Source organism: Paenibacillus contaminans (genome assembly GCF_003285015.1).
Lineage (GTDB): Bacteria > Bacillota > Bacilli > Paenibacillales > NBRC-103111 > Paenibacillus_V > Paenibacillus_V contaminans.
In genome coordinates this window covers 687,769-700,090 of record NZ_QMFB01000001.1, presented here as the reverse complement: position 1 = coordinate 700,090, position 12,322 = coordinate 687,769, and the positions used below count along the sequence as shown (strand labels likewise).

General features: G+C 49.6%; 10 protein-coding genes. 2 read left to right on the top strand and 8 right to left on the bottom strand.

What is annotated here, in order from left to right; all coding sequences use genetic code 11:
• Positions 1 to 70: 70 nt before the first annotated feature.
• The 3 genes from DQG23_RS03025 to DQG23_RS03015 all read right to left on the bottom strand — a co-directional run bounded on the left by DQG23_RS03025 (position 71) and on the right by DQG23_RS03015 (position 2,533).
• A complete protein-coding gene (locus DQG23_RS03025) occupies positions 71 to 973 on the bottom strand; it encodes an aminoglycoside phosphotransferase family protein (RefSeq protein ID WP_113029293.1) in 903 nt (300 codons plus the stop codon).
• Positions 974 to 1,035: 62 nt separating this feature from the next.
• Positions 1,036 to 1,557, bottom strand: coding sequence for a GNAT family N-acetyltransferase (locus DQG23_RS03020; RefSeq protein ID WP_238177718.1), 522 nt, complete (start codon positions 1,555 to 1,557; stop codon positions 1,036 to 1,038).
• Between the two features lie 10 nt (positions 1,558 to 1,567).
• Positions 1,568 to 2,533: a LysR family transcriptional regulator gene (locus DQG23_RS03015; protein WP_113029291.1), complete on the bottom strand. Its 966-nt coding sequence runs from the start codon at positions 2,531 to 2,533 to the stop codon at positions 1,568 to 1,570.
• 177 nt (positions 2,534 to 2,710) lie between these two features.
• Between DQG23_RS03015 and DQG23_RS03010 the strand changes: the two genes are divergently transcribed.
• The gene (locus tag DQG23_RS03010) at positions 2,711 to 3,955 is read left to right on the top strand and encodes an APC family permease (protein WP_113029290.1); all 1,245 of its coding nucleotides are present in this window, start codon (positions 2,711 to 2,713) and stop codon (positions 3,953 to 3,955) included.
• Positions 3,956 to 4,014: 59 nt separating this feature from the next.
• On the opposite strand, the gene DQG23_RS03005 is transcribed toward DQG23_RS03010, so the two are convergent.
• Positions 4,015 to 5,904: a copper amine oxidase N-terminal domain-containing protein gene (locus DQG23_RS03005; protein ID WP_113029289.1), complete on the bottom strand. Its 1,890-nt coding sequence runs from the start codon at positions 5,902 to 5,904 to the stop codon at positions 4,015 to 4,017.
• A 17-nt stretch (positions 5,905 to 5,921) separates the two neighbouring features.
• Positions 5,922 to 7,043, bottom strand: a complete 1,122-nt coding sequence (locus tag DQG23_RS03000) for a S1C family serine protease (RefSeq protein WP_113029288.1) — start codon at positions 7,041 to 7,043, stop codon at positions 5,922 to 5,924.
• A gap of 270 nt (positions 7,044 to 7,313) precedes the next feature.
• Here DQG23_RS03000 and splB point away from each other — a divergent pair, with 270 nt between their 5' ends.
• Positions 7,314 to 8,381: a spore photoproduct lyase gene (splB, locus tag DQG23_RS02995; protein ID WP_113029287.1), complete on the top strand. Its 1,068-nt coding sequence runs from the start codon at positions 7,314 to 7,316 to the stop codon at positions 8,379 to 8,381.
• A 92-nt stretch (positions 8,382 to 8,473) separates the two neighbouring features.
• Here splB and DQG23_RS02990 read toward each other — a convergent pair whose 3' ends face one another.
• The 3 genes from DQG23_RS02990 to DQG23_RS02980 are packed head-to-tail and all read right to left on the bottom strand — an operon-like array spanning position 8,474 to position 12,190.
• Positions 8,474 to 9,673: an MFS transporter gene (locus DQG23_RS02990; protein ID WP_113029286.1), complete on the bottom strand. Its 1,200-nt coding sequence runs from the start codon at positions 9,671 to 9,673 to the stop codon at positions 8,474 to 8,476.
• A gap of 2 nt (positions 9,674 to 9,675) precedes the next feature.
• Positions 9,676 to 10,926: an amidohydrolase gene (locus DQG23_RS02985; RefSeq protein WP_113029285.1), complete on the bottom strand. Its 1,251-nt coding sequence runs from the start codon at positions 10,924 to 10,926 to the stop codon at positions 9,676 to 9,678.
• 4 nt (positions 10,927 to 10,930) lie between these two features.
• Complete coding sequence (locus tag DQG23_RS02980) at positions 10,931 to 12,190, bottom strand: amidohydrolase (RefSeq protein ID WP_113029284.1); 1,260 nt, start codon at positions 12,188 to 12,190, stop codon at positions 10,931 to 10,933.
• Positions 12,191 to 12,322 lie beyond the last annotated feature (132 nt).

The following is a 12,322-nucleotide window of genomic DNA, read 5'->3' as shown; positions in this document are numbered from 1 at the left end:
TAACTCGCGCTTCAGAAGTTTCAAAATCTCCGTCTATTTTATGTCCCTGCGGATATCTCCTTACTCTCTGTCACAATCCGTATTTGTACTCGATAATAACTTCATCGATCGTGCGACGGGATATTGCGGCTAGTACGGGGTTCGTATTCAGGTAGTACGCATAGGCGATAAGCCCAAAGGAGAGCGCCCATCCGCGGCCCCGTGCCCAAGCGGCGTCGTCGGCCTGTAGCTCCGTCCGAAATGTATGACGGCTTTCGGGCGTCAAGAAGGTCCACGCGACCATCAAGTCGCATGCCGGGTCGCCTACGCCAAGCGTACCGAAATCGATGACGGCGCTTAATTGTCCGCGAGCAACGAGTAGGTTCCCCGGATGGAAATCGCCGTGGAGCCAAACGCCTTGGCCCGTCCAAACAGGCGCATGCAGCGCCGCTTCCCATGCGTAAGCAGCCGTTTCGGTATCGAGCATGTCGGTTAAGGCTTCGATCGCGTTCCTAACGGGTAAGTCCCGCTCCGCTAAGGGTACCCCGCGGCCGGAGTTATGCGGCCCCGGAGCCGGACCGCCGGCGGGATCGATTCGCTGCATGGAACTTATGAAACGGGCTAAAGCGATCGCTGCCTCATGCGGATTATCGATTTGCCCGGTAATGGCGTTCTCGCCTTCGAGCCACCGATACACGGACCATTTCCAAGGGTAGCCCTCGGCGGGCATTCCCATCGCAAGCGGTTCCGGAATAGCAAGCGGCAGCTTCGGAGCAAGCATCGGCAGCCATTGCTGCTCTTTCTCAACCTGTCCGACAGCCCAATCGACGCGCGGCAATCGTATGGCCATGTCCTCGCCGAGCCGAAATATCGCGTTATCCGTTCCTGCCGAATCGACTGGTCTGAATGAAAATCCCGCCCACTCCGGAAATTGTTCGGCGATCAATCGCTTCACTAGCGCTGTATCTATTTCCGGTTTCTCTGATTGATTCATTTGAATGAGCTCCTTTCCCAGTAACGAATGTTGAATTCATTTATCCGTCATTTGGAGTGCTATTACGGCAATATTCGTTTCGAATAACAATGCCTGATTTTCCCACCGTACATCGGACGAGTAAATTGACGGATAAACCCTGCGGCTTCCAAATTAATAATACTCGGAACATTATCGGGATGGGCGGTTGAATATAGGTATAAAAAACCTTTCTCTCGCGCGCTTTTTTCGCGCAGCTCATGAAACTGTCGTTGCAAGCCCCGGCCGCGAACGGATTCATGAACGACCGTCGAATCCAAAACCGCTACATACGGCAATTCATGCTCCGGCACTCCGAATTCTCTTCCGAGATTTTTTTCGCTTATCCCTGGAAACGCCAATACCGAATATGCCACGAGCTCCCCGTCATGGAAGGCCCCGAATATTTCACCTTTTTCTTCAATGTGCTCGTGAAAATAAGCTTCATCATCCATCGCAAAAAGCTCTTGGGCAGGCAGCCGGGAAATGACCTCATCCATCAGCTCCCGAATCCGTTCCACATCCTGATGTCCGACACGGTATATTTCCAAATCGTTACTTTCCATGCTGCGCATCTTAGATTCCTTTCGAAAGATGATTTTGTCTGATCGTTTCCGTACAAGCGATTGCCGTTTCGATCGATTCTTTTAGCTTCTCGATAAACAGTAACGATTCTTGACTCAGCGTTCGATTTTTCAGCTTAATCCACCCCAGCCTCATTTTGTCCCCAACATCTTCCAGCGGTACAGACGTAATTCTGTGATCCATAAACGCCTCCAAAATAAGTCCGCTTCCCGTTGTAACCGCATCCGTATGGCATACGATGTTGACAGCAGTAGCTCTGTCGTTTACGGTAATCGTCCTGCTCGGCGGCTGCTCCCGGATGAAAATGAACTCTTCCGAGAAATCTACCGGAGATCCTTGATTATGCTCGAAAGTCATAAACATATAGTCCCTCAAATCCTTTGCTTTGACGGATTTTTTTAGCGCCAATGGATGACCTTTGCGTACGTATACGCAGGGTTGAATTTTTTTTATGAGATGAAATTCGATTTTTCGCATATCCAGGACGCGCCTGATCACCTTCTCCGTCAGATCGGATGTAAAAAGAACGCCGACATCCGAGACGGATGTATATACATCCTCAATTACATTATCCATGCTTGTCTCGCGAATGGTGAAGTTAAGCCTGGAGTATTCGGTCTCATTAATCAGACGAACGAAAGCATCTACGGCAAAAGGATATCGTTGAGTCGAGATCGAAAGTCGGGCATCCGGCTCTATGCGATTCGAAGCATACATGCTTTCAATGTAAGCTTTACGCTCCAAAAGCGAGTTCGAATAACTAAGAAATTGACGTCCCTCTGCCGTCATCTCGACTCCCTGATTGCTTCGTATGAACATCTTTATATGCATTTCCTCTTCCAGTTCTTTTAAGGCGCTGCTAATGCTTGATTGGGAGACGAAGAGGTTTTCCGCCGCTTTATTGATGGATCCGCACCGTGCAACTTCGGCTAAATATTTGATCTGCTGAAATGTCATACTTTATGTCCGCCTTCACTATTTACTTGCCCGCATTATATAGATTCAAGAGCCCTTCCGTCAATTCGTTATCGAAAAAACCGATAACGAGCCCTATGTTTTTTGTAGTGTTACCAAATAGATTTACGGACTATAATGATCAAAGCATAGCTTCCTGATTAGGAGAACGACGCGAACATGCACACAAAAAAATTAAACGCCGTAACCTTAAGCGGATTGATCATCGGCCCGATTTTGGGATCCGGAATATTGATCCTTCCCCCTCTCGTTTATAACATAGCGGGAGATTGGGCGATTTTGGCTTGGCTAACGATCATACTCGTCAGTTTCATCGTTGCCTTTATATTCGGTTTTATCAGCATCAAATTTCCTGGAGACGGAGGCGTTACGAATGCCGTCGAGCATGTTTTTGGCGTACATGCGAAGCGTCTGGCTTCTATTTACCTGATTATCGGGGTCGTTTTTGGTGCTCCAGCCGTCTTACTAACCGCCGGGGAATACATGGTTCCATTTGAAATAACTTCGCCTTTGACGATAAGCTACATACTTTTGCCAATCTGCATCTGTGTCCTTTTAACTGAAATCCGTTTCCTCGGAAAGATATCGTTCATCCTCTCCTCGATATCCGCCGTCCTGCTGTTTCTTGGCGGGGCAACCAGTCTTGCGGATCGGCCCAAAGCGATTACAATCGATCAAAGCTTTGACCCGGAAAGCTTCTTCTTCGCTTTATTGATATTATTTTGGGCGATTTTCGGATGGGAGCTTATAGGAAATTACAGTGCGGAGGTCGCAAATCCTCAGAAGACTATTTTCAAAGCGATCGTAATAAGTATATTGGCGATCTCCGCCGTCGATCTCGTTGTCGCGGCCGCGATTCAATGGTCGAATGCAGGCTCTTTTTCGGGCGGAAACGCAACGGTCTCTGTTATCTTCCATTCCTTATTCGGACAGATGAGCGATTACATAATAGGCATGTTATCGTTATTTCTTTGCTGCTCTACTTACTTTTTATATATTGGGGGAATTTCTCGATTAATGTCTTCGATGTCGGAAGAAAAAGCATTGCCTGGCATTCTGTCCAAACGTTCAAAAACGAACATCCCCTATGTGTCAGTATTAGCTTTAGGATTATGCAATCTTGTAGTAATGGTAATGATACAAAATGAGCTCTTTACACTCGAAAGCTTGCTTGCCTTCGCAAACAGCTTTTTGACGATCAATGCATTGATCGGGATCGGAGCGGGTATTATCCTGATCAAGAACCTACTATTAAGGACTAGCGGCATCGTTCTCCTACTATTTTTTATCGTGATGCTGATGACTCATTCGCAGATTATTTCATTAGTTCTTATCATCATGTTGGCTGCCTTTTATTTGAACAAGCACTTCAAGTTTATTGCAAGGCCAAAAAGAGCCGATTAAGGGCTTTCCACCAAGAAAAAAAGCCGATCGCATACTTGCATGCAATCGGCAATCTCACATTAGTCCAACGCTTTGAAGGATTGTATAATGTCGGCGAACATTTTTTGATTTTCCGGCGTTGACATCGCTTTGCGCGTAATAACGTCAATCACATAAACGAAATCATTTTTGGCGACGACAAAGGTGGTCGTTTGATAAGGCACATTGTTTGCTTTTCCGCTGTATACGTATTTTTTCCCAGTCAATCCGTTCAACGTCGCGGCGCCCGATTCGATTAACGTGAAATCCTCGAGCTGGTCCTTATATTGATTGAGCACTGTCTCGACTCGTTTTGTCACTTGCTCGTATGTACTGTCATCAATGGTGCTAACCGAAACCGAGCCTGCATTTGCGGAGTAGTTCAAATCCAAGTCAGCATCATCAACTTTAATCCAGTAGTCCGGAATACTAATAGAAAACTTTTTCTTTTTGTTCGTGTTGACGGACATCTTCGTACGATCGATATGATCACGCTGATCTTCAATGTTGCCGAGAGCGGTGCTCGGATTATCCTTAAAGGCAATTGCCTTCAGCAGCGTATCGACAAGAGAGGGATCGTCTTTTCCTTTGGTGAAACTGACGTTGATTTCGAATTTATATTTTCCCTTCATGACATAACCGCCGTAAACCGTATTCCATTTATCTGCCGGCTTCATCGAATACTTCAATAATTTTGCCTTCATATCGGCAATTTGAATATCCTTCACCGGTTCGAATTTGATGGCATCTGGAACATATTCTTGCGCCAAGTACTGAGCTTCTCTCTTCACCCACGCATCTGCAGAATCGCCCTCTTTAGCGGAGGTCATACGGATATTCAAGCTTGTCGAGTCGTCAGGATTGTAGAAAATGAGCCACTCGGGCGTCGAGATTTTGCCCCAATCAGCCGGAATATGCAGGGTAATGCCAAGATCGTCATCCGTATACTTACGCTTTTCATCCTTGACAGTCGATAAATCTTTCAAGGCTTTGTCATTCGCGTCGAAGGACGTTTTGAAGCTATCCAGCAGCTCTTTGTAGTTTTTGAGTTTCTCCGTATTTTTGTATTTCTCTTCTTCCGTCGATAAGCGCATATGGTAAATACGGTCGTTCACCCGATAGGCGCGGTACTCATAAATCGTCTTATCTTCTTTGGATATAACCCTGGCGTACGATTGCGTTCCTTCCTCAACATAAGATTTATCCAAGATAGATTGCTCCACTAAGCCACTCAAATATTTAAGCAGGCCGTCCTTCGTCATATTCTCGTCCTGATCGACTTCGACTCCGATAAGCAGTGCAAAGTCATCTTTCGCATCTTTGAATGCGACAAATCTTTCGTTGAAGTCTTGCGCTTGCTTAACCAGGCCGGGTGGATATTTGATCGACCAGCTGTAATAGCTGTTCCCGATACGCGTTTTGCCTGCATCGGAATCGATGTCGGTATCGCTCGAACCTGCCCCTTCTATTTTCTGTCCGGTAATTCCGATCTTGAGCGTTTCGGGATCGAAGGAAACGACCGCACCGAAATTTTCGGAAATGAAACGGACCGGCACCATCGTATTTCCGTTCTTCAACTCAGGCGCAGTATCCAATTGATAGGCTTCGCCGTTGACGTCGGCTTGGTCACTGTCTATCGTCACCTTTATCGTTTGCTCACCGTAGGTCAATTTTACCGTTTGCGTAGCACCGTCCCAGTCCAGTACAGCTCCGAATGCCGAAGTAATAATACGAAGCGGCACAAGCGTAGACCCATTCGCCAGATAAGGCTTTTCGACAACCGTTTCTTGCCCGTTAATGGTTACGAGCTCGTTATCGATTTGAAGCCGGATATCAATCCCTTCGTTTGCTGCGGAGCTTACTTCAGCGAAGGAAAGCTGCGTTATCGTAAGCATAAAAACGAGCAGCAAAGCGCAAACCTTTTTTGTCATAGTCGTTGTCCCCACTCTTATTTGGTATGTTCCTCAAGCGTTATCTCGCGCTGCACAAGATCACCGTCCGATTGCATGACGATCTTGACCTTCTGACCGGGTAAATATTGTTTAAGCAGCTCGTTCAAATCGACAAGCGCGGTAACGCTGTGATTATCGATCGAATAGAGGACATCCCCTTCTTTAATCCCCATCGCTGCCGCAGCGGATCCGGATTCCACCCGTTTCACATATATCGGTTCTTTGGTTGGCAGTCCAATGAATGCAGCCCAGCTTTCCTCAACCACGAAACCTAGCGACGGCCGTTTCACTTTCCCATATGTAAAGAACTGGTCCACCACATAACGCACGGTATCGGCAGGTATGGCGAAGCCTAGATTATCGACGCCGACGGCTGCGAATTTCATCGAGTTAATGCCGATGACCTCACCCTTCAGATTGACCAGAGCTCCTCCGCTGTTACCCGGATTAATAGCGGCATCGGTTTGCAAGAGCCGGTACATGGATTGAATGGAACGATTCGTTCCGCTCACAACACCGACCGCTACCGAATTTCTTAACGCAAACGATATCGGGGTACCGATTGCGGCGACCGTTTCCCCCACCTCAACGTCGGCTGTTTCCGCAAGCGATGCTGTCGGTAATCCTTTTGCCGTTATTTTGACGAGAGCCAGATCGCTTTCCTCATCCAAATACGGATTTTTCGCTGCGAATTGTTTGCCGTCGGCAGTAACCACGATAATTTGCTTCAAATCTTTGACGACATGGGCGTTCGTTACGATCCATCCGTCTTCCTTGAGAATAACGCCGGTACCATGTGTAAGCTGGTATCGATCTTCTTTGGAAGCATTCGAGGAAGCTTCCTTCGGCTTGCCGATGATGGCGACTACCGACGGCGAAGTTTTCTCCACGGCCAAGGTAACCGGACTTTTGGTCGTCATCGTATACGATTCCGATTCATCGTCGTACTCTCCCGAAATTCCGCCGAACGCCGCTTTCACCGAACTGGCTTTTACAAATACTTCTCCGTCTATCATTTTCGCATCCAGTACCTTATTCTCCGTAGACGCTGCTAGAGCGGCATTGGGAACAAGCGCCAGAACAAGAACGACGGCCATAAGCGTTCGACGCCAAGACATGTAAAGCACTCCTTTCTACCCACTTTTTTTCTAATATTTGGCTAGCAATCTGATTGTATGTGGACGTCTCTGCAAATGCTGTCGAATTCTGTCGACCATAACGAAAACGTTATCATTTTTTTGTAAACTTGCGTACGGAATTTACATTCGGTTCAAATTTATAGCATCGGGGAATATTATGATTGCCATTTGAAACATTCGCAATCGATTATTATGCGGCTGAAGCGAACTCTTGCACCTTGTTCATAATCGTTTTCATGGAGGTGGAAAGTGTCAAATTCAACTGAACTGTTGACTCCCCCGGTACGCGAAACGCTGGTATTCGTTCCTGAACTCGTCTATTTTGAACCGGACGCGCTGAACTATCCTAAAGGACAAAAAATACATGAATGGGCCAAGCGGCAGGGTCTTCCGATCCATATGACTACCTCACATAACCACATCACGAATTTGCCTGGTGAAAGCGATCTGGAAAAATACCGGATAGCCAAAAGAACGCTTGTAGTCGGCATACGCAAAACGCTAAAGTTCGACCAATCGAAGCCGTCCGCCGAATATGCCATTCCCATATCGACAGGCTGTATGGCTCATTGCCACTATTGTTATCTTCAAACAACGCTCGGGGCAAAGCCGTATGTCCGCGTGTATGTGAACATCGACGATATATTAGACCAGGCCAAGCAATATATCGAGGAACGTTCCCCGGAGATTACCCGGTTCGAGGCGGCCTGTACGTCCGATCCGGTCGGTCTTGAGCATATTACCGGTTCGCTGAAGGAATGTATCGAATTCATGGGTCAGCAGCCGTTAGGACGTCTGCGCTTCGTAACGAAATTTCACCATGTGGAGCCGCTGCTGGATGCCAAACATAACAAACATACCCGCATACGTTTCAGCGTCAATGCCGACTATGTGATTAAACATTTCGAGCCGGGCACGTCCGGCTTTTACGAGCGGATTGCCGCAGCGGGCAAGGTGGCGGGCGCCGGGTATCCGCTCGGATTTATCATAGCGCCGATCATTTGGCATGACGGATGGGAGGACGGATATGCAGCGCTCGTCAACAAACTGAAAGAAACGCTGCCGCATGATTCAACGTCCGATTTAACGTTCGAGCTAATCCAGCACAGGTACACCAAAACGGCAAAAAACATTATTCAGCAGCGCTATCCCAAAACAAAGCTCGAAATGGACGAAGAAAAACGGAAGTACAAGTGGGGGCGCTGGGGGCAAGGCAAATACGTGTATCCCGATGAACAAGCGACGGCGCTTAAAACATTTATTTCCGAGCAAATCAATCATCATTTCCCCCAAGCAAAAATCGAATATTTTACTTAACCGCTTTACTTATCGCCTGTAAAACGCACAAAAATCAGCTATGACAGAGGCGCTACGATCCACGCCCTGCAAGGCTGATTTTTTATTTTGCTTTACATTTCCCTTTCCATGCTGAGCAGACGACTCTTTCCTCCCAAGCGGCCAACAGTCACGAAGCTGCTGGCAAGCAGCACGAACGCGCCGAACAGATAAGGCAAATTCATATGGATATCGAATAAAATGCCCGCAAGGGCCGGTCCGAAAATATTGCCCAGGCTCATATAAGCATTGTTCATGCCTGCAACGAATCCCTGTTCCTCTCCTGCCTCCTTGGACAGCATCGTATTTATCGTCGGTCGCAAAATATTGTTAAACGTGAAGAAAAGCATCGTGATAAACATGACATAAAGAAAATTCCCTGATAACAACAAGAACGCGAGCGAAACGGCGGATAACATAAGCATGGAGCTGATCGTCCGCTTTTCCCCGAAACGGCGCGTCAACCGTTCGGTCAAGACAACCTGATTAAACGTCCCGACAAAGGAGCAAACCGTAATCAGGATGGCGATTTCACGGGTGCTGAAGCCATAGCGCTCAACAACGAAGAGAGGAAAGATCGCTTCAAAATGGGTGAGTCCGAACGTAGTCGCGAAAACAATAAGCAAGAGGATGAAATATCGGGATTTGATCGAGCGCACGATTTGCCGAATCGTATTTTCCTTCTTGATCTTAGATTCCCGATGCATCAAACGAACTTGCGGCGATAACGATTCCGGCAGCACTTTTATGCTGCATATCATTGCCAGTAGGCCGATGGCGGCCGCAGCGTAAAAAGGACCTTTGATGCCGAATTCGGCAAGAAATCCGCCGGCGCCCGGCCCGATGATGAAGCCCGACGACATCGAAGCGCCTAGCCACGACATCGCCTTGCCGCGTTTCTCATCGGATGTAATATCGGCTACATAAGCCATGATGGATGGCACTAAAGCCGCTGAACCTGCACCTCCGATTAGCCGGGAAACGAATAATAACGTCAAATCGGCGGAAACGGCCGCCAATATATTCGAGACGGCGAACAAGAATAACCCTAACAGAATCATCGGCTTACGCCCGTAATGATCCGACCATTTGCCTGCAATCGGCGAGAATAAAAACTGGGTCAGGCCGAAGCAGGATACCAAATACCCTGCCGCTTGTCCCCCGGCACCGAATTCCTTCAGCAGGTCGGGTAAAATCGGAATGACAAGCCCCATGCCAAGCATGGCGAGAAACATATTGATTAACAATAACGGAAACGCTGACTTGGCTAACATCTTTAAGGTAAGTTCGCAGCTCCTTCCGTCAATGACCCCGAAACGATCGCGCCTCCGAATAAAACCGCTTTCCGTTTCGCTCTCCGCGCTACCGCCTCTGCAGAGCAGCTTGCTTGCACAAATACGGCGTCGGCCGCGAGGCCGACTGAAGGCCACACTCGTTTGCCCTCGGCGTTAAGCGGCGTCACGCCTCCGGTAATGAAGCCAAGCGACTCGGCGAGCGAGCGTTCGTCGACGAACAGGTACAACTCGGCTAGCTTGCCGGCCTTCTCCAGACAGTCCCCGGTGCCGAAAGGCGACCAGTGGTCGGTGATGCTGTCGTTTCCGAGCTCGACTTGTACTCCTTTGCCGCGCAGCATCGGAATAGGCATAATCAAGCTGCCGAACGGCACCGTCGAGGTGATGGAAATGCCAAGACCCGCGAATCGCTCCGCCAGCTCGGCGGCCGCCGCAGCATCGCCTGCAAAGCCGAATGCGTGACTCACCGTCACCCTGTTCTGCCAGCCGGCTTGCTCCGTCAGCTCGGCGAGCCTGTGCATGGTTGATATCCCGGTTTCGCCGCGGTCATGAATATGAATATCGACGCAGGCATTCGTTTCAAAGGCGATGTCCATAATCGTCTGCAGCGATTTCTCGATGTTTTCGTCTACCGTTGCGGGGTCTACGCCGCCGACGTGAGTGGCGCCATGCCGCATCGCTTCGCGCACCAGCCCGACCGCATCCGAGCGAAGCAGTCCGTGCTGAGGGAAGGCGACTACCTCATGAGACAGCTTGCCGGAATACGTCTCTAACGCCTTCATCGTAGCCTCCAGATTTTTCAAGCCGACCACCGGATCGATGTTGCAATGAGTGCGGACATGGGTAGAGCCAAAGCCGAGAAGCAAGCCGAGCATGTTCTCCGCCCGTTCCTGTGCGGACGGCAGCAGCTTCGGGAGCAGCTCCCTCTCTTCTTCAATTCTGCCGAAAATATACGACACCGGCCTTACCGCTCTCCATGGCCCGCTAAAGTACGTTTTGTCGATATGAATATGCATTTCCTTGAAGGCGGGCAGCATTAACAAACCGGCTGCATCGTGCTGCGGGAGGCCGTCGTTCGGCAGACTGCCTGCCGCTGCCGGGACAATATCCGCGATCTTGCCGTTTTCAACGCGAATATGGCAAACTTCCGTTTCCGTTCCGGCAACAACGCCGTCCTCATAATGGTAGCCGCTTTCCAAACGAACGTTTACAAACCAATAAGCCGAGTTATTCATCCTCTCATCCTCTCTGCAGTGATCCCGAAACGATCATGCCCTTGTTCATGATAGCAGGCCGTTTCGCTCTTCTGGCGACAGCCTCAGCCGAACAGCTCGCTTCCGCAAAAACGATGCTTGCATCGACGCCGGGCTTTGGCCAAGCTTGTCGTCCTTCCGCATCTAAAGGCGTTACGCCTCCCGTTATAAAGCCAAGCGTCTCCGCCAGCGCTGTCTCGGTGCTTCTTCCGAAGCGTTCCGCCAGACGCCCCGCCCGTTCGAGTATATCTCCGTTGCCGAAAGGCGACCATGAATCGAAGATATTGTCGCAGCCTACCGCAACCGGAACCCGATTCGCATGAAGGAACGGAATAGGTGGAATCGTACGGCCGATCGGCACGCTCGTGATGATCGTGATGCGATTGTCCGCCAAGAGCTGCGCCATTTCATCGGCTTCCCGGCCATCCATATCGCCTAAAGCGAACGCATGGCTGACTGAAACGCGTCCCTGCCAGCCGGCTTCCTCCGTCAGCTGCGCCAGACGCTTGATCGTATCCAACCCGATACGGCCGCCGTCGTGCAGATGCAAATCGACATCGGCATCCGCTTCCACAGCCAGCTCCATCATTTGCTGCAGCGATTTCTCCATGTCGCCGTCAACGTTGTGAGGATCGACGCCGCCGACCAACCCGCAGCCGCTGCGCAGCGCTTCTCTTACAAGTCCGGCGCTTTGCGTGCGAAGAAGTCCGTGCTGCGGAAAAGCGACGATTTCGTATGACAATTTGCCTTCAAAAACGGCAAGCGCCTCCCGTACAGCTTCCAGATGACGAAGACCTGCTTCCGGGTAAATATCGACATGCGTGCGGACATGCGTCGAGCCTGCTTGCAGCAGTATGCCAAGCAGCGTTTCAGCCCGTTTCTTCATCGTCGTATCCAGCTTCGTCAGCGCATGCTTCTCGATATCGAAGCGTTCGAATATGGAAGGCGCCGGCCGAACCGGACGCCACTGGTCGCCGAGCAGCGTTTTGTCCAGATGACAATGCTTCTCCACGAAAGGCGGCAGTGCGAGCAGACCGTGCGCATCAACTACAGGCAGCGTATCTCCCGATTCGGCTCCTTCGGTCTTCACCTCATGAGGCTTCCCGCTTGCAGGAGCGATTTCCGTGATTTTACCGTTTTCGATTTTCATACAGTATAAATCCGTAGTCGTTCCGATGATCGTATCGTTTTCTTTCAGATGCCCGTTCTCCAGCCTGACGTTTATCAACCAATAAGCCGAATGCATGCTGCAGCTCCTCCTCTTAAAGATCCTTACATTCCAACCCAGCGCTTCATGAACGCGAAGGCCTTATTGCTGCTGTTCAACCGAACTATAGGCAGCTTTTCCCTTTCACACCGTCTTACCGTATGCTACCAT